Source organism: Pseudomonas chlororaphis (assembly GCA_001023535.1).
Lineage (GTDB): Bacteria > Pseudomonadota > Gammaproteobacteria > Pseudomonadales > Pseudomonadaceae > Aquipseudomonas > Aquipseudomonas chlororaphis_E.
In genome coordinates, this window is the sequence record CP011020.1 from 6213888 (window position 1) to 6232607 (window position 18720).

Consider the following 18720-nt stretch of genomic DNA (forward strand, 5'->3'; position numbering starts at 1 on the left):
CATCCCTGTTCAAGGCAGCCGCTTGGCGGTAACCGGTTCCAGCAGTTGGTAAGGTTGCAGCACGCTTTGGCGTTGCTCGGCCAGTACCCAGGCGAAGCTCGAATACATCACGCCCAGGCACAACACCGTAAAGGCCGCCACCGCCCAGACCGGGACAATGCGCATTGGACGGCGACGCATGCCACCTGCGCCTTCCCAGTGAGGTGACAGTTCGCGCGGGGCGTCGCCGCGTACCTGGCGAATCAGCCGGTACAAGGCATCGCGCAGGCCTTCGAGCTCAAGCACCCCGCGAGCTTGAACCCGGTATTTGCCTTCAAAACCCAGGGACAGGCACAGATACATCAACTCAAGCATCGGCAGGTGCTTGACGGGGTTCTTCGACAATCGATCAATCAACTGGAAGACTTTTTCGCCACCGAAGGTTTCATTGTGGAACGTGCTGAGCAGACTCAGCTTCGACCAGTCGCTCCCCTGCCCCCAGGGCGTGGTGACGACCGCCTCGTCAATCACGGTACAGAGTACATAGCGTGCAGCGATCAACTGCGTGCTCTCGACATCCGCCTTTAAGGCTCGGGCCTCGAACCGCTCCAGGTCCAGGCACAACTCGCGCTTGAGTGCCAGCAGGTCCCCACGTTCCTGACCGTACTTGAGCTGCACCACTTGCGATAACAATTCGGAGGCCGCTGCCACCAACGGGTTGAGACTGGCATTGAATACCTGGGACGGCGGCAATTGCGCCGCATAGATCATTCGTTCCTGCAGGTGCTCCATGCGCGGCGACGCGACAGCATCGGTCAAGGGGCCCGAAGCAGGGCGCTGCCCATGATGGTCGAGCAAGACTGTCGCTTCGTCTTGAGGATTTTCCTTCTCCATGTCGTTCAATTCCTGATGGCCCAAAAATTCAGTTCAAGTTCGGAAAAATCACCAGAAACATGGAATGCAAAGCCTGCTGAGCGCCTCAACTGAGCCAGGTCTTCGGTGCCCGGTTCGAGAATGAAATAGGTTTTGTTGGCATGAAATGCGATCTGTCGCGGCGCTACCGGTAGAGGTCTGATCCTGATGCCTGGCAGATGCAGGTTGACCAACTGGCGGATGCGTTCCACCGAACCGATCTTGAGGTGCGACGGCAGTCGATGACGCAGCTCATCACTGTCACAGTTGGCACTTGCCGCCAGCACAAACGAGGCGGAGTCCAGAAGCGAAAGATCCTTCACCGGCGAAACGATGATGCCGTATTGACGCGCCTGCATTTGCAACTCGATTGCATGCTGCTCGAGCACCATCGACAACGCCTGACGAATCGCCTGCATCAAGTGGCGAAAACACATGCCTTGGTTACTGTGCTGATAACGGTTGTTGAACGAGGGGCGTTTACTGTCACCGGAGAATGTCGCCAGTTCGCCCAACAGCGCCAGCAACGTTCGATACAGCGTTTCCGGATGCATATGCTCCAGGTCCAGATAATGACGTAGCAACAGTTCGCTGCGGTTGATCAGTTGCAACATCATGAAATCACCCACCTGGGCGCCACCCGCCTTGCCATGGGCGCCGATTCGCTCGGCGAGGCTATCGCCCCGATGGGCGAGCATGCCGAGGACTTCCTTGAGGCAAGACAGCAGATAGGGCGATGAAGCAGCCAGGATGAAGGTCGGCACGAAGTCCGGATCGAGCCTGATAACGCCATCGGCCGTGGTGTCGAGTACCTCACACAGCTTGAGCTTCACGAACGCGTCATCGCTCTGTTGCTCTCCCAACAGCAGACGCAGGTCCGGACGACCACAGCTGATCTGGCTTGCGCCGGTTTCTCCGGCATTGGAGTCAGCCACCTGTGCATCGTAGACGGTGTAGCGCGCCAGTACGTCGGACTGTTCCGGACGACGGGACTCGATGTGATTACCGGTCACCAAGGGCAAAGCGAGGTAGATGGGTGTATTGCGGGTATTGGAAGGGACTTCCAAGACCAGCGGTTCGGCGTGACCACCCAGCTCGAACAGACTGCCATCCGGCAGGATCCCGCTGGCCTGGCTGACCACCAGTTGGCCCATGTTAAGAAACTGCAGATCGATTTCCAGCCCCAGGAATCCCCACGCATAACGGCTCAACAACCGAGTGCGGACCTTCAACTGGTGATCGAAGTAACGATCGTTATGCTGCAGGTGTTGCGGGCGCAGGAGCATGCCTTCCTGCCAGACGACCTTATCGTGATTCATTGGTCATCCACCTTGGCCAGAGGGTTGGTAATCCCGTCTTGAGCGAGGATCAGGCTCGCCTCGGTCAACTGCGCCGGCGCAACCGGTAATGTGTAGCGCCATCGCGCGTGCGGCAGGTCTCGGTACGCCGCGAGCAGGCCAACGTAACGACCATCGCCGGTAAGACCCAACCTGAGCTCGACGCTGTCGCCCGGGCGCAACTCCAATTCTTCACTGGCCACCAGATCGGGCGACAGCGTTTCCCTCGCGCGCTCATAGAGGCTGAAGAAGTCTGCGTTCTCAAACGCAACCGGCTGCCTCAGTTCAAACAACCGAACCACCACTGGCGACGGCCGCCCATTGAGGTCGGGATTGAGCTGGTCGCTGGCGGCCAGTGTGAGATTGAGTTTGGTCATCGTCGAGAATGGCGACCAGACGGCGCAACCGCTCAACAAAAGCGTTACGACAAAAGCTGTAAGCGTCCTGCAGAAGAACATCGTGAAACGGGGCATGGTCGTCATCCGTGGCGATCGATAGGCGGGGAGGAAATCAGGCGAGCTTGCTCTTCATAGGCCTGGGCAGTTCGCTGGAACCATTGCGCAGCTGTGATCGCCAGGGATTCACGGGCTGCCTTATCCAGGTCATTGAGGTCCATGCCCAACGCGTGGCCGAAGCGTCCCCAGAAACTGTCATCCGGATAGTCGCTTGGCGGATGGCGCTTGAACTCAATATCGGCCGGAGCCTCGACCAGTTCCGGCAACAACAGGTTTTCTACATCGAGACGAGCGGGGTTCAAGCTCCCGAATCTGCTGCGCGTTCGTGCAACAGGATTTATCAGCTCATCGATGTCCAGGGAGGTACGCTCCTGTTGATCGAGAGCTTTAAGTGGGTCCAGATCCAGAAACGCGTCATCCGGGATCAGCCGATCGCCCGACGCCAGGTGGCCTGGTTCGGCAATGCTACGAGTGAGTCCGCAGACCTGCCGCACCCGGATCTGGAAATCCCCCATGATGTAGGTATTAGCGTCCTTTATCCGCACCGGCTTGCCTTTGGGCAGGGGCAGGCCACTCTCGCGGTCGATCGTACCGTTGGCGCTGAGATCGGTCAGGCAAAACGTACCTTCACGAAAGCTCACCAATGCGTGCTGCTTGGACACCACGCGCTGGCAGTCAGGGATGATCCAGTCGCAGTCCTCACCTCGGCCTATGACACCTCCAGCCGGCCCGAAAGCTTTCCGGCGATGCCGTACGGCGCCAGGTCGGCCGGGGTTCAGCATCTCGAGAACAAGTTCCATCTATAGAAGCTCCTCGGCTCATTTGCCGCGGTTGAGCGCTTGTGGATCACCCAGAGGGCGATAAACGCTGTCGTTGAATGTGTAATTGCTGTTGCACCCGACAAGGCTGCAGGACATGACGCAGGACAAAGCAAATGCGGACCAGGAAAAGACACGCATGGAAATGGCTCCAGGGCTAATGGGTGACGCGGCAATGGATACGTCGAGACAAGGAAAGGATCAGTCATCGAAATCACCGCGCTGAATGTTCAGGCGCTCGAGACGGTAAAGCAGAGTGCGCAGTGGAAGGCCCAGTTCACGGGCGGTACGAGCCTTGTTGCCGCCAAATTCGCGCAAACCATCGATCAAAAGATTTCGCTCGATCTGCATCATCCGCTCTCGCAGACTTACACGACCGCGCTCCACCGGGCTCTCGATGCGCAACCCGAAATGCTCGACAAGCAGCTCGTGGCCCTCGCACAACAGCACAGCCCTTTCCACGATACTTTTGAGTTCGCGTACGTTTCCCGGGAAACCGTAGGCGCTCAGATGGTCAAGCGCCGCATCCGACCAGCTCACCGGATCGCGCTGCAAAAGTGCACAAGCCTTGTCGGCAAAGTGTCGCGCCAGCTCGATAATGTCCCCATCACGCTGGCGCAATGAGGGCAACTGGATCGGAAACTGGGCCAGGCGGTAGTACAGGTCCTCGCGAAACTTGCCCTCCTTCATCAACTGCTTCAGGTCGCGATGGGTAGCTGCAATGATCCGTACGTCGACGCTGTGAGTTTCATTGGACCCCAGTGGACGGATCTCACCTTCCTGCAGCACTCGCAGCAGTTTCGCCTGGAGGGACAATGGCATGTCGCCGATCTCATCGAGTAACAACGTGCCTCCGTTGGCGGCATCGAACAGCCCGACACGGTCCCGATCAGCTCCGGTAAAAGCCCCCTTGCGATAGCCGAAAAGCTCACTTTCCAGCAGGTTTTCGGGCACCGCTGCGCAGTTCTGCACAACGAGTGCCTTGGCCCGACGCTGACTGGCGTCATGAATGGCGCGGGCCACTACCTCCTTGCCAGTACCGGTCTCACCCCGCAGCAGGATGGTAAAAGGACTGTGCACGACCTTACTGATCATCGAACAGGTCTTGCGCATCGCGGCACTCTTGCCGATCAGGCCGTAGTCATTGGCGCTCGGCAGGTTTCGATTGATGGATTGGAGTTCGCCGACGGAACGACGCAGGCGTTGCAACAGGCGGAGTTGGCCCAGCGCAAACGTTCCAAGATGCCCCAGGGACTCGGCAAACCCATGGAGGTCGAGGTGGTTTTCACTGGCACACAGCAATACACCATCAGCGGTCCCTCGGGAGTTGACGAGAGGGATGCAGAGCATCGATTGCCACGGCGTAGCCCGGCCTGGCAGAAATCCGGTTTCATGGAGGCTGTCGCTTAACGCATCGAGGCATACGACACGGTTCTGGCGCAGCACAAATTGCAAAAGTGGCTCGTGGTTGTAGTCGCTGGGAAGATTTGTCTGATCACGGCTCCGCAGATGCCCTTCCAGGCATTCGGCGTTCAACCCCAAATGACCACGGGCTGCATCGAGCAAGTACAACTGGGCCAGTTCACACCCGCTGAGTCGAGCAGCACCTTGGATGAAATGCCCCACCAGCACAGCCTCGTCCTCCAGGCGCGAAAGACTGGAAAACTGCAGTAGAAGCGCCTGGGCATAGGCAAGCGGTTGCGGAACACTCTCGAACATGACACTCACCTCAAGTGAACTCACACGCTACGTTGGCTTCGCTGTTGAGCATCGCGTGAACGTGCCGCAGGGGTTCCTCGGCCGCCTTGGAAACAAGCAGCCGATCGGCCACCAGCGGCATCAAGTGCAGATCGAGCAAACGGTCAATTAGCCGCGCGCCACTGTCGCTGCGAGTGCAGTGCCCTACCAGGTGATCCACGAGACGCGCGCAATAGCTGAAGCCCAACTGACGACGACGCAGCCGCTCGCCCAAGCGATCGAGTTTAAGCTCCACCAACTCACGCAGGACTGATCCGCCAACCGGGTAATAGGGAACGACACACATGCGTGCCAACAGTGCAGGTTTGAAATGTTTACTGAGGATTGGGCGAATGCACGCCTCGAGGCGTTCTGTGCTCGGCGGCGCGCCGCTCTCGCACAGTTCAGTGATCCGCTCACTGCCCAGGTTCGACGTCATCAGGATCAGCGTGTTGCGAAAATCAATCTCTCGACCCTCGCCGTCGTTGGCCAGGCCTTTGTCGAAGATCTGGTAAAACAGGTTCATCACATCCGAGTCGGCCTTCTCGACTTCATCCAACAACACCACTGAATAGGGCTTTTGCCGCACGGCTTCCGTCAGCATTCCACCCTCGCCAAAACCGACATAGCCGGGTGGCGCACCGATCAGTCGGGAAACCGTGTGCTTTTCCTGGAACTCGGTCATGTTGAAAGTGGTTAGAAAACGATCACCGCCATACAACAGGTCGGCCAGCGCATGGGCCGTCTCTGTCTTGCCGACGCCGCTCGGCCCCACCAACAGGAACACGCCCACCGGAGCGTCGGGTTTGTTCAGGCCGGCAGCGGCGGCGCGGACTACGCGGTCAAGCGCCTGAACGGCCTGCTCCTGACCCCGTATGCGAGCTCGCAGGTCAGTCGCAAAACTGGCGATGTTTACATCATGCTCTTGCGCCAACTGCGCCAGGGGAATGCCGGTCCACGCACTGATGACTTCAGCCACCAGACGCGGGCAAACCTCGTAGCTGACCAGACGTTCCCGGGCTTGTGCAGCCACCAGGGTGTCGCGGGTTTCGCGCAATGCCGACTCCAGAGTCTCGATGCTCAGGGCTTGATCAGCCACGGTTTCCCGCGCACCGATCAGTTGGCGGCGCAGCGACAGCAGACGCTCCGCAAGGATGCGTTGCTCGGTCCACTGAGTTTCCAGCGCCTGGCACTCGGTTTCGACGGTATCCAGGCGCGCCTCCAGTGCCTCCAAGACCTGAGCATCGATCGAGAGGCCGGCTTCGGCGTCGCGACGCAGCGCCTGGCGCTGACGCTCACCTTCGGCCAGTTCGCTGCGTAACCGCTCAAGGTTTTGCGGTGCGCTGGCCAAGCTGATACGCACGCGAGCGCAAGCGGTATCGAGCACATCGACGGCTTTATCGGGTAGTTGGCGTCCGGTCAGGTAACGGGCCGACCATTGAGCCGCCGCGACCACCGCATCATCGCGCAGGTAGATACCGTGGCTGCTCTCATAGGCCGGGGCGAGACCGCGCAGAATGGTCACCGCTTGACTGACTGTCGGCTCATGCAGTTGCACTGGTTGAAAGCGACGGGTCAGTGCCGGGTCTTTTTCAAAGTATTTTTTGTACTCGACCCACGTGGTAGCCGCGATAGTACGCAGCTCCCCCCTGGCCAAGGCGGGCTTGAGCAAATTGGCTGCATCCGAGCCACCAGCATTGCTACCGGCACCGATCAAGGTGTGGGCCTCGTCGATGAACAGGATGATGGAGCCGGATGATGTCCTGATCTCGTCGATCACGCCCCTGAGGCGTCGCTCGAACTCGCCTTTTATACTGGCGCCGGCCTGTAGCAACCCCATATCCAGCGAAAGCACTTCAACATCTTCCAGTACGGATGGCACTTCTCCGGCTGCAATACGCAGCGCCAGACCTTCGACAATGGCTGTCTTGCCGACGCCCGCATCTCCCACCACGATTGGATTGTTTTTGCGCCGTCGCACGAGAATGTCGATCATCTGCCTAATCTCGCCGTCCCGACACAGCACCGGGTCAAGGCCACCCTCACGGGCCTGCCGGGTCAGGTTATGGGTAAAGCGCTCCAGCAAGGAGCCTGCCGCTTGAATGGACGGACAGTCGCGCGACCGGATTGGCAGTGAAAGGGCGAAATCCTTCAGCCGATCAGTGTTCAACCGGGCCAACAAAATGCTGCAGGAGCGGCCTGTATAGCGAGCGGGGTTACGGAGCAATGCCAGGATCAAGGCCGTCTGGTCGATCAGTTCTTGCTCAAGTTCAAGCGTCGCCACCGACAGCGCATCCTGCAACCATTGCACCAGCTCTGGCGCGAACACCGGATTACAGGACGCGCTATGTTCCATCCGCGGTTGCAAGGTGGCAGACAGCGCTTGGGCGTTTACCTGAGCATCTTGTAATGCGCGTTCGAGCAGGCCTCGGGGCCGCTCCAACAACCTCAGCAGCAGATCTTCCGCCAGGACTTTATCGGCACCACGCGCCACACACTGCTCGGCAGAACGCTCCAGATCATCCCGGGTTTCGGCATCCAATGCCTGTATGAGTCGCTGAAGATCTACGTTGATCATGTCATCCATTTCCTAATGAGTTTTACTGCCTAGGATCACCACGCCGTCCGCGCGCTCATGCCCCAGCCAACTGGTCCATCCCAGGCGACAACTGTTCAGTTCTCCAATGCACAGGGCTCGTATTTCCTGCTGACGCAGGACCAGGCGGATGTCGTACTCGAGGGGATCGCGCAGCGTGAATCGCACCAACGAGCACAGCGGTCGATAACCGAGGCCAATGGGCAGGAATTCGTGGAAGCGTTGCCAATCCAGCTCACAGATATGAATACGAAATTTGCCGCCTCGGTCGCGCACCCGCTGACCGAGCACCAAGTCGTTGCTCAACAGGCTATTGGCACTCCCCAGCCGATTGCGCTGCTCGTCGAGAATCTCCACCCGACGCTCGATGCACTGCTCCAGAACCAGCTCGGCGTGTTTGAAGTAGTAACGCAGCACCGCCTCGATCAGCGCCGCCGAGTGAGCACGCAGGCTCAACAAGCCCAGGTACGGCAGCAGGCGCTTCCAGTTCAGTTGGCTGGCCTTGCGGATTTCTTCGCCACCCAGTCCGATCAAGGCAAACAACTGCTCGGAGAAGGGGTCTCGAGCTCCGCTCTGAAAGCTTGTGCAATACCGGTATTTGCGCCAGATCGGCAGCATCAGTCGCTGAAGACGATGGTGGAATATGTCGAGGAACTGGCGAGTCGAATTTCCGCCTTCCTCACCCAAAGCTTGCTCGCCGTAGAACGCCGGTAGAGGCGAACCTGCACCTATCAGACAGAGCAGGTTCAAGCGCATACGTGCGCGCACCTTCCCCTGCTCCTCGAAAAACTCCACGCGATCGATATCGCTGGCCGGGAAACCCAGGCTTGGATTGGCTTGGAATTCCAATTGATCGTAAAGCGCCTCATCATCCAGGCCCGGATGGGCCTCACGCAGCCGATTCAGGACCAGTAACACGGCTTGGAACAGCGAGTACTCGCGTATTCCTCGTGTCAGCACGTTCATAGAAGCGGCTGTTGGCCCATGCGGGGTGACCATTGATACACCTCTCCCTGTGTGCTGTTCACCCGCAGTTCGTGATACGAATTGAGGCTGGCATAGAGCGCAAAAAACTCGTTGAGAACCGAAGTGAAGACAAATAGGTCGCCTTCACCGATGTAACCTTGTGGGTCGACGGTCAGTTCGGTACGTACACCCCGAACCGGCAGCCCCCGATGCAGCCGATCGACATGCAGGTGCCTGATCGATTTGAGACCGCCCAACAGACGCTTGCTGACCTTCTCGGTTTGCTCGTCGTAGTAACGCGGAAAATCGTAGCTTTCGAGGATTACCTTGAGCGCATTGACGTCCGCCAGCGACAGGTAGTTGAGCGACATGTTGCTGATCAGCTTCCACAGGTAATCGCGGTTCAGTGGCGGCGCGAAGCTGGGTGTAACCGGGCCGATATTGCGGAAACTGAGAGACTCCGGCGTTCTCTCACCGGGTTGATCGATATCGCCGGGCTTGAGCTGGCGTGGCAGGTCCTGGTTGGTGCACGTCAGTTCGATCGACAGCGTTTCATAGGTCTGGGCTGGTTGAATACCAAAGGCCAGGCAGGTATCGAGGCCGCTGTTCAACAACGAGGGGCGCTGGCGAACGCTGTAATACGGACGGCCAGTGGGGACGTCGAAACTTGAATCATGCTCAAACGACTCGAACGGCACATAGGACTGATACCCCAGGCCACCAGGCCGCCAGCCAATGACGCTGTCGACTGAATAGACCGAGCAGTGCTCCAGGTCATAACCGGCCGGCAGCAACGGATACTCGTCTTGTTTGCCATCCAGGCGGATCGGCTGAGCGTCATGCTTGAACAGATTGACGATTGGCGTGCAGTAAAGCTTCACGTTGTCCAGCGTCGGGCGCATGCGCTCGATGCCGCTTTTGCGGATATCAAAGCGCAGGTCCAAACCGCGCACCTGTTTCAGACGGTCCACTGGCAACGTGCTGATCACGTCCAGGCCAATCACGTCGACGAACAAAAACTTGTCCTGGAACGCGAAATACTCCTGCAGGTAGCGATAGCCGCGGAAGGTGTTCAGCGGATACGGGATCAACGCTTCCTCCTCCGCAAATCCCACCGGCTGGACACGCTCAGCCGGAATCCTGAACGTCATCGGATTGCCATCCACGGCGCTGAATGGCTCGCCGGCACCGTTCAATGGGACCAGCTCAATGCCTTCAAGATTACGTACCAGGCTGAGATAGAGCATCTGGCTGATATACCGCTCGCCCGTGAAGTGCAGGCGCAAACGGCTCAACTGCACTTCACCCAAGTGGCCGTCGCAAGGCATCTCCAAGCGCAGGCTCAGCAGCGAGCCGGTACCCTTCACCGAGTAACTCAAACGGGTCAGGTCCAGGGCCAGGACATCGGTTGGATAGCACGTCCGGAAATGGCATCGCACACCTTGGATCGGCTTGCTTTCAACCGGTGTATCGCGCTCTACCCGCAGTGCGGGTCCGGAACGCGACAATGAATCAAATTGCAGAATACTGAAGGCCGGCAATGGCCTCATATAGTTAGGCCACAGCAGCTGCATCAACGAATGGCTCAGCTCCGGCAACTGGTCATCGAGCTTCTCGCGCAGTCGCCCGGTCAAAAAAGCAAATCCCTCCAGCAGGCGCTCGACATCCGGATCCCGTCCAGCCTGCCCCAGAAAAGGAGCCAGCGCCGGGTTTCGATCGGCAAAACGTCGACCCAGCTGACGAAGCGCCGTCAGCTCGCTCTGGTAGTAATGGTTAAATGCCATGCATCGCTATCCTTGTCTGACCTTGACCTGACCGCCGCCATCCAGGCACGCGAGAAAACTAACCTGTCGCTTGAAACCCTTAACATCCAGCAAGCCCTCGATGCTGAAGGACAACCTCAGCTGGCCGTGATGACCCGGCATCGAAGTGACACAAACATTGCTGAGACGAGGCTCGTAAGCCTCAACGAAGGCTTCGATCGCGCGGCGGGCCTGGCTTTTTGCATCATGCAGGCTCAAGCGCATGTCATTGAGGTCCGGCAGCCCGTAATCGGATAGCGTCCGCACACTGCCTGCGCGGACGCTGAGCATCCTGGCCAGATGAGCGGCCACGGATGCCATGATGCAAGCCTCGACATTCAAACCGTTGCGCATCTGGGCTTCGCCGGCCAGGCGCTCGAAAAGGCTGCCATAGGCCATGACCCGTGCTTACGCCTTGTCCAGCTTGCCAACCAGCGACAGGGTGAAATCGGCCCCCATGTATTTGAAATGCGGGCGCACATTCAAGCCAACGCGATACCAGCCTGGTTCGCCTTCCACATCGCTTACAACAATCTTTGCCGCACGCAATGGACGACGACCACGGACCTCGGCGCTTGGATTTTCCTGGTCAGCCACGTACTGGCGAATCCAGTTGTTGAGCTCACGCTCCAGATCCATGCGCTCTTTCCACGATCCCAACTGCTCCCGCTGCAAAACCTTCAGGTAATGAGCAAGGCGATTGACGATCATCATGTAAGGCAGTTGGGTGCCCAGTTTGTAGTTCAGCTCAGCCTGCTTGTCCTCGACACTGTTGCCGAAGAGCTTAGGTTTCTGAACGGAATTGGCTGAGAAGAACGCGGCGTTATCGCTGCCCTTGCGCATGGTGAGGGAAATGAAACCCTCTTCGGCCAACTCGTATTCGCGGCGATCGGACACCAGGACTTCGGTCGGGATCTTGGTTTCGATCTCACCCATGCTTGCGAAATGATGCAAAGGCAGGTCTTCAACCACGCCGCCGCTTTGTGGGCCAACGATGTTGGGACACCAGCGAAACTTGGCGAAGCTGTCGGTCAGACGCGAGCCGAATGCATACGCGGTATTGCCCCACAAATAGTGCTCGTGGCTATTGGCAACGGTCTCCTTGTACACAAACGACTTGACCGGGTTCTCCTCTGGATCATAAGGAGTCCGCAATAAGAAGCGTGGCACCGTCAATCCAACGTAGCGCGCATCTTCCGACTGACGAAAACTTTGCCATTTGGCAAATTGCGGGCCCTCGAAGTGATCTTTCAGGTCCTTGAGGTCCGGTAGGCCGGCGAAGCTTTCCAGGCCAAAGAATTTAGGACCGGCAGCGGCGATGAATGGCGCGTGGGCCATGCACGCAACGCTGGATACATACTGCATGAGCTTCACATCCGGCGAACTTGGCGACATGAAGTAGTTGGCAATGATCGCCCCTACTGGTTGCCCGCCGAACTGACCGTACTCTGCGGTGTAGATATGTTTGTACAAGCCCGATTGCATGACCTCTGGCGAGTCTTCAAAGTCGTCCAACAGATCACTCTTGGAGACATTAAGCATTTCAACCTTGATGTTTTCGCGGAAATTGGTCCGATCCACCAGCAACTGCAAACCGCGCCAAGAGGACTCCAAGGCCTGGAACTCCGGGTCGTGCAGAATCTCATCCATCTGACGACTGAGCTTGGCATCGATCTCGGCGATCATGCGGTCAACCATGGCTTTCTTGACCGGTTCACCGCTGTTCTGCGGTTTGAGCAATTCCTCGATGAATGCAGAGACGCCGCGCTTGGCGATGTCGTAGGCCTCGTCGTCCGGAGAAAGACTGGTTTGAGCGATGATGCTGTCGAGAAGGCTGTACTCGACTGCTTCATTGTTTTTCTGCTGCGCTACGCTGCTGCTCATGGGGTTAGCCTCCTTGGCTAATGGGGTCAGCTTCAAGGCCCAGCTCGCTCAGCACACGAGCCCGGGACTCATCGACGGCGAGCACGCCCTCAATCGCTTTTCGAAATGCAGGTGCGTTACCCAGGGGCCCCTTGAGAGCTACCAGCGCGTCGCGCAGCTCCATCAGTTTCTTGAGCTCAGGTACTTGCTCGACCAGGCTGGCCGGATTGAAATCCCTCATCGAATTAACGCTCAGTTGCACAACTAACGTTTCTGTTTCGCTTTCTTCCAGCAAACGGTTCGGCACACTCAGCGTCAGCTTCAACTCTTGCTTGGCCAGGACCTCATCGAACGTCATCTTGTCGATGCTGATCGGCTTGCGATCCTCAACCTTGCGCTCGTCTGCACGGTGGGTGTAATCACCCATTGCGACTAATTTCAGCGGTAGTTCAATCTGTTCCTGAGCCCCGCCAGTCGTGGGCTTGAACGTAATGTTGATACGTTCCTTGGGCGCTACAGAGCCATCTTTGGCCATGGTTTTTTCCTTAAGATTTTGACCCGCAGGCCTATTCAATGACCCGTTCCAGGTCGAGGTAACACAATCTGCGATAGGTCTCGTTCCTGCACTCACGTACGGCGTGGCTCTGTGGCAGAAGCTCACAGCAGTGATGCAACTGGTGCAGTACCTGAAGCCCAAGATCGGGCTCCCACCCATTCAAGTCGGCGTGCTGAAGGTTCTGATCCAGTGCTTCGAGCTGGATCTTGGCGAGTTCGTATTTCTTGGCCGATATGCACAAGCGAGCCATTGCGAACCGCCAGAGAAATCGCTCACGGGAGCCAAGAGCGCTTCGCATGCCGTGCCTGAGTGACTGGACAGCAGGCTTGAGGCCATCCTCATGCAGAATCGACCGCGCCTCTTCGAGGGCCAGGTCCCACGGCGCGTCGCTGTTGACGACATCGATGCCAAGCGGGGCATTGGAGCATTGCAAGTGAGGCATCACATGGGCGGCGATCCAACCACGAGTCGCCGGATCGGCAAACGGCACGCCGTCATGCCAGCGCAGTTCCAATACACCCGGCAGGCGCTGGATGAACTGCGCAAAATGGACTTCCACTTCCCGCATGGCCTGCTCGGCATTCAAGCCTTGTAGGCATTCCCAGGCGAGCCTTTGACCATCGAACCAGAATGGAGCCTTGGCCAGACTGGCTTCGACTTGAACAAGCAGGTCCGCATAGCGGCCCTGCAAGAAGGTTTCCTGATAGCTCTTGAGTCTGTCCATCGGTACGCCACGCAGTTGAGTAACCTGTTCTGCGTTGCGCTCAGGCATTACATCGATCGAGAGCCATAACAAGGCCCTATTCAACCGCAGGGCCCGAGCGTCGGTTGCTTTTTGCTTGAGCCACCAGGCACACAGTGAACGGGCACCTTCCTGCTGGACGCGCAGGGTTCTACAAGCCTCTTTTTCGCTTTCAATCGGAGTCTCGCAGGCAAGCAATTGAGCGGCCGTCTGTTTCACCTGGGCAACTGCCGCATGGATGACACCGGGTTGCGGCTGGTGCTGGGCGACTCGTTGGATCATGTGTTTGATTCGCCGGCAAAGCGGTAACAGCAAGGGCGCCTCGTCGCCCAGATAAGCGCTGCAAACCGCATCAAGGCCTTCAAGCTGAGCCGCCAGATGATGGAACAACGGCATCTGCTCTTTGAATGCCACGTTATCCCCCAGCACTTGATCCAAGCGCGTGACCAGCCAATTGATGCTGGCGGCACGGGTTCGAAGCCTGGCGGGATGGATCTCGGCCCAATGGCTTTTACAAAGGTGATGCAAGAGACAAAGGCCGGCCAACAGCCCCTGGAAAGATTCACGCTGATACAGCGCCCATGTCAGCCAGACAGCGACCCGTACATCCTTCGACTGCCGGCGCAGTAGCGATTCGCTCTGTTCAAGAACCTTCAGCCAATCGACCTGATCGTGTTCATACATCGATCGAGATTTGATCAACTCGCTTTCCAACGCTTCGTACTCATTGGAAAAACGCACGTCCGCACCCGCAAAGCTGTCCTTGGACACAGGCGACTTGGCGAGAGCCAGGTAATGGGCGGAAAGTTTTCCTGAGTACGACATTCACGACTCTGTTTAGATGAATTCGGTTTATGGTCCGACTATTCAGGACGCAGGCTATCCATAAGCAAGCAATGGATACTTCAGATAACGTGGGTGACAACTGCCACTACACCCCAGCAGCTACCCTCCACTCGAACGCAGCAGAGCATGCCAAGGTTCAACAAATAAAAAAGTAGGAAATTTCGGTTTTTACTTGGAACAAAACGAAAAAGACAAACAGACAGTAAAAACCCAACCCAGATCACATCACTGATACCAAGTCGAACTCCACGTCAACCATCAAGAAAGCTAAATCATTACACAAGTTGACAAAACTTATGGTTAAGAGAAATTTCCTACATACTTTTCTTTTTTTTAATCTATTGAGGTTTTTGTCCTTCAAGGCTGCTTCAATGTCCTCAGGAGCCACTGCAAACCCAAGGACGAATCGATGTCTCACTTCCATGCCCGTTCAAAATCCCGAATCGCCATCACTGGCCTTGAACCTGAATTTCAAGTTCATACATTCAAAGGTAGAGAGGCTATCAGCCAGCCCTATTCGTTCGATGTAGAACTCGTCAGTGAGCGAAAGGACATCGATCTTGAGAAACTGCTCCATAGACAGGCATTTCTTACATTCGGCCAACAAGAAAAACAGACATGCGGTGTGCACGGACTCATCTACCGCGCTGCACAAGGCGACTCCGGCAAGCGGCTCACTCATTACAAGGTAAAACTCAAACCCCAACTTTTCTACTTGGCACATCGCATTAATCAACGGATCTTCCAGCACCTCAGCGTCCCGCAAATCATCACATCGATCCTCAAGGAACATGGCATTCTTTCCGATGCCCATCACTTTCACTTGAGTGAACACTACGCGCCCCGCGCCTATTGCGTACAGTACCGAGAATCAGACTTGCACTTCATTGAGCGCCTGTGTCAAGAAGAGGGCTTGCACTATCATTTCCGGCACAGTGAATCGAGCCATTACCTGGTATTTGGCGATGACCAGACTGTGTTTCCCCGAATCGACCACCTTGGTGTTTATAAACAGCACAGCGGCATGATCGCCGATGAACCGGTGATACGACGTTTTGCTTTAAGGCTGGAAACCCGGACCAGCCAAGTCCGGCGTCGAGACTACGATTTCGAAAAAGCCTCGGTTCTAATGGAAAATAACTGGCAGCCAGACCACGAAAGCGTCCAACCAGACTTGGAGGACTATGATTATCCCGGCAATTTTACCCGGGATAAACGAGGTCGACTGCTGAGCAGGCGCAGCCTGGAACGCCATCGCGCCGACTACCAGCAGGCGGAAGGCCACAGTGGTCAGCCCACGCTGGCGGCCGGACACTTCCTGATGCTGAGTGAACATCCTCGCCAGGAATGGAATGATCTATGGCTGCTGACGGAAGTGCATCACGAAGGCAGGCAGCCGCAAGTCTTGGAAGAAGGCGCCGCTGGCGCCCCCTCCACGCACGCCGGAGACTTCGACCAGGGTTATCGCAATCGCTTCGTCGCGACTCCTTGGGATGTGATCTTTCGCGCACGACGGGTCTATCAAAAACCCTGTATAGCGGGTAGCCAGACCGCCGTGGTTACCGGTCCCAAGGGCGAAGACATCCACTGCGACCATTACGGTCGGGTCAAGGTCAGGTTTTTCTGGGATCGCGCGGATCCTCTGGACGATGGCAGCAGTTGCTGGCTGCGCGTCGCGTCCAATTGGGCAGGCAACGGTTACGGCGCCGTGACGATTCCAAGAGTGGGGATGGAAGTATTGGTGACCTTCATGGAAGGCGACCCCGACAAGCCTTTGATCAGCGGATGTCTGACCAACAGCAGTAACCCTTTGCCCTACCCCCTGCCCGAACTCAAGACGCGCACGGTGCTTCGCTCCCGCAGTTCGCCGGGCGGCAAGGGGTTCAATGAGCTGCATCTGGAAGACCGCGAAGGGCAGGAATTGATCTACCTGCGGGCCCAGCGCGACATGGAACAGAAGATTGAACATGACAGCCGGTTGGAAGTGGGCAACGAAAGGCTGGAAACCGTCATGGGCAACAGCACCACCGTGCTACGTGCCGAAGAACATCGAACCACGGCCTCCAACCGCACGATCCGGGTGGAGGGGGACGATCACCTGCACGCGGCCAACCGACATACCCACGTCGATCAAACATTGATCGTCGAAGCTGGCCAGCAAGTGCATATAAAGGCAGGCGCTCATCTGGTTCTGCACGCAGGCACGACCCTGAGTTTGAATGCTGGAGGTCAGCACATCGTCATAGGCCACGGCGGCATCTACAGCAGCAGTGAAATTCAGATCGGCGGAGCACCGCTAACCGCTGCGCCCGCCTCATCACACACGCACGGTACAACGCTCCCCCTTGTTTCACCGATAGAGTCACCTCGATCGCTCGCCCCTACTCAGCGCGCCTTGATGAGCGCCAGTAAAGCCCTGGGATTGGACTTCTGTCCGATTTGCGAGACTTGCCGCGAAGGGATTTGCTGTACGGAAGCCGTCGCCGCATGACTCAAACCTATCCCCATCAATGGTTGAGTGAGCACCAACACCTTGGCCACAGTTTGTGCGTTGTCCTGGACTCGGAAAATGAGGGCCCGGCACGCCAGGCCTTTCTCAAGAACAGCCGACCCGATCAGTACCTAAGCGTCTATGGCCAAACCGAGGCCAGCGACCTCAACGATGCCGGCCCCTTTGTCTTTGGTTTCGATCAACCTGACGACCCGAACGTCAGCGAACTGCTCAGGCGCCCAGAAAGTCACTGGGGATGGCTGGCCAGCCTGCCCAAGGGAAGCCTCTTCCGGCTGGTCGAACACTGGCGTGAGCGAATGATTGTCGGAACGCGCCCTCATCAGGCGTTGTATCGCTTTCATGACAATCGGGTATTGAGCCGGGCACTTGAACACCTGCCCCTTGAGGCCTATCCCGCCTATCTCGGGCCAGCAATCAGCGTATGTTACTGGCAGGGCACGCGCTGGAAGAATGTCGATAACCCGGCCCCCGGTAAGCACCCGGTGCCAGACTCACCGCTTTGGTTAGAGGTGCCCTTCCCACGACCGCAAGCGATGGAGGCCCGCCGGCTCAATGCACACCGGATTCTGTTGGCCGAGCATCTCCAGGCCTATGCCGAACTCGCCGAACAGCAGGCCGCTGATACCTGGTTGCAATCCGTACTCGATCTGGCCGAAACGTGGAACTGGCAGGCGCCTGGGCAGTTGGAATTTTTGCTGACCCAACGCCTGCGCACACTCGAACCGATGCCGCCGTACTGGCACGTACGTCCTGGCGAAGATCCCGACGAGCATTTTGACCGGGTTCGATCGATGGCGGACTTCTGGCAAGGAGGCGCACCGCTATGACGATCCTCCCGATAACGATTCTTGGCTTGGGCCTGGCGATCACGGCTGGCTGCATCTACAAGCCATCCAATACCTTCACATTCACCGCTGATCTGCCACCTGACTTTGCTTATCAGGCCATTGCCGTATATGTCCCTGCCAAAGGACAAACCTGCACTGTACCGGGTGGAAGAAATACCGAAGTTGGGTACAACCTGCACTGGCGAAAGCATTACCAGCCAGATTCGAAAATCGCCCTGTATCGAAGGGTCAGCGGCTGCCAGCTGGTGATTTACAGGATCAAGCTCGAAATCAATTCGGCCTACGGAGACGACTGGGGAGATATCAGCGGGGATGCCGCAACCGTTGCCATACGTGATGAGCTGGAGCCGCAATACAAGGGCACTTTCAGCGAAACGGGTGAAAGTGTCTTTTATGGTCAATGCCAGTGGCTGTTCCGCACCGCAGGGCCCAGGCGTCGCATCGTCAAGATCCTCGACTGCAAGGAAACCAATGCGCAAGGCGAGCTGCAAGTTGGTCGCCCGTTCTCCGCTTATACCCTGGATCAACTACCGGGCAAGACGCTCAGGATGAGGATCAACTTGGCGGAAGAGGAACGGCCCTACATGCGCGACACCTGGGTGAAATTTCCTAACGGCTGGAAGCGCTGCCTCGGCAAGAGCTTCGAGGATCCATACGCATTCTGTTTAGGAAACCACAAGGACTTCAGTGGCTTTCAGATGCCGGACGGACAGAAATGCACCCTCTATCCAGGGTGCAGTGAATAAGGACA

At 57.3% G+C, this 18720-nt stretch carries 15 protein-coding genes; 4 read left to right on the forward strand and 11 right to left on the reverse strand.

The genetic code is table 11. The annotated features are described in order from the left end of the window. Positions 1-9 precede the first annotated feature (9 nt). Genes VM99_27140 through VM99_27150 form a run of 3 tightly spaced genes read right to left on the reverse strand, consistent with a single transcriptional unit; the run spans position 10 to position 2701 of the window. On the reverse strand, positions 10-873 hold the full coding sequence (locus VM99_27140) for a membrane protein (protein ID AKK01524.1): 864 nt from the start codon (positions 871-873) through the stop codon (positions 10-12). 5 nt (positions 874-878) lie between these two features. Then, positions 879-2210 (reverse strand): type VI secretion protein, encoded by a 1332-nt coding sequence (locus VM99_27145; protein ID AKK01525.1) that lies wholly within the window; start codon positions 2208-2210, stop codon positions 879-881. Continuing rightward, on the reverse strand, positions 2207-2701 hold the full coding sequence (locus VM99_27150) for a type VI secretion protein (protein ID AKK01889.1): 495 nt from the start codon (positions 2699-2701) through the stop codon (positions 2207-2209). Before VM99_27150 ends, VM99_27145 begins: the two co-directional genes overlap by 4 nt. Positions 2702-2712: 11 nt before the next feature. Between VM99_27150 and VM99_27155 the strand changes: the two genes are divergently transcribed. Further along, positions 2713-3489 carry a hypothetical protein gene (locus VM99_27155; protein ID AKK01526.1) on the forward strand — a complete coding sequence of 259 codons (777 nt, stop codon included), beginning with the start codon at positions 2713-2715 and terminating at the stop codon, positions 3487-3489. Positions 3490-3702: 213 nt separating this feature from the next. On the opposite strand, the gene VM99_27160 is transcribed toward VM99_27155, so the two are convergent. The 8 genes from VM99_27160 to VM99_27195 are packed head-to-tail and all read right to left on the reverse strand — an operon-like array spanning position 3703 to position 14588. Beyond that, positions 3703-5220, reverse strand: coding sequence for a Fis family transcriptional regulator (locus VM99_27160; protein ID AKK01527.1), 1518 nt, complete (start codon positions 5218-5220; stop codon positions 3703-3705). A gap of 10 nt (positions 5221-5230) precedes the next feature. Beyond that, positions 5231-7816, reverse strand: a complete 2586-nt coding sequence (locus tag VM99_27165) for an ATPase AAA (GenBank protein ID AKK01890.1) — start codon at positions 7814-7816, stop codon at positions 5231-5233. Between the two features lie 12 nt (positions 7817-7828). After that, complete coding sequence (locus tag VM99_27170) at positions 7829-8833, reverse strand: type VI secretion protein (GenBank protein ID AKK01528.1); 1005 nt, start codon at positions 8831-8833, stop codon at positions 7829-7831. Beyond that, positions 8797-10584 (reverse strand): type VI secretion protein, encoded by a 1788-nt coding sequence (locus VM99_27175; protein AKK01529.1) that lies wholly within the window; start codon positions 10582-10584, stop codon positions 8797-8799. Before VM99_27175 ends, VM99_27170 begins: the two co-directional genes overlap by 37 nt. A gap of 6 nt (positions 10585-10590) precedes the next feature. Further along, positions 10591-11001 (reverse strand): type VI secretion protein, encoded by a 411-nt coding sequence (locus VM99_27180; protein ID AKK01530.1) that lies wholly within the window; start codon positions 10999-11001, stop codon positions 10591-10593. A 9-nt stretch (positions 11002-11010) separates the two neighbouring features. Further along, positions 11011-12486, reverse strand: coding sequence for a type VI secretion protein (locus tag VM99_27185; GenBank protein AKK01531.1), 1476 nt, complete (start codon positions 12484-12486; stop codon positions 11011-11013). A gap of 4 nt (positions 12487-12490) precedes the next feature. Continuing rightward, on the reverse strand, positions 12491-13000 hold the full coding sequence (locus VM99_27190) for a type VI secretion protein (GenBank protein AKK01532.1): 510 nt from the start codon (positions 12998-13000) through the stop codon (positions 12491-12493). Between the two features lie 31 nt (positions 13001-13031). Next, positions 13032-14588: a type VI secretion protein ImpA gene (locus tag VM99_27195; GenBank protein ID AKK01533.1), complete on the reverse strand. Its 1557-nt coding sequence runs from the start codon at positions 14586-14588 to the stop codon at positions 13032-13034. Between the two features lie 430 nt (positions 14589-15018). Here VM99_27195 and VM99_27200 point away from each other — a divergent pair, with 430 nt between their 5' ends. Genes VM99_27200 through VM99_27210 form a run of 3 tightly spaced genes read left to right on the forward strand, consistent with a single transcriptional unit; the run spans position 15019 to position 18715 of the window. Further along, positions 15019-17100, forward strand: coding sequence for a type IV secretion protein Rhs (locus VM99_27200; GenBank protein AKK01534.1), 2082 nt, complete (start codon positions 15019-15021; stop codon positions 17098-17100). Further along, positions 17097-17948 carry a hypothetical protein gene (locus VM99_27205; GenBank protein AKK01535.1) on the forward strand — a complete coding sequence of 284 codons (852 nt, stop codon included), beginning with the start codon at positions 17097-17099 and terminating at the stop codon, positions 17946-17948. Before VM99_27200 ends, VM99_27205 begins: the two co-directional genes overlap by 4 nt. Continuing rightward, positions 17945-18715, forward strand: coding sequence for a lipoprotein (locus tag VM99_27210; protein ID AKK01536.1), 771 nt, complete (start codon positions 17945-17947; stop codon positions 18713-18715). Before VM99_27205 ends, VM99_27210 begins: the two co-directional genes overlap by 4 nt. The last annotated feature ends 5 nt before the right edge of the window (positions 18716-18720 follow it).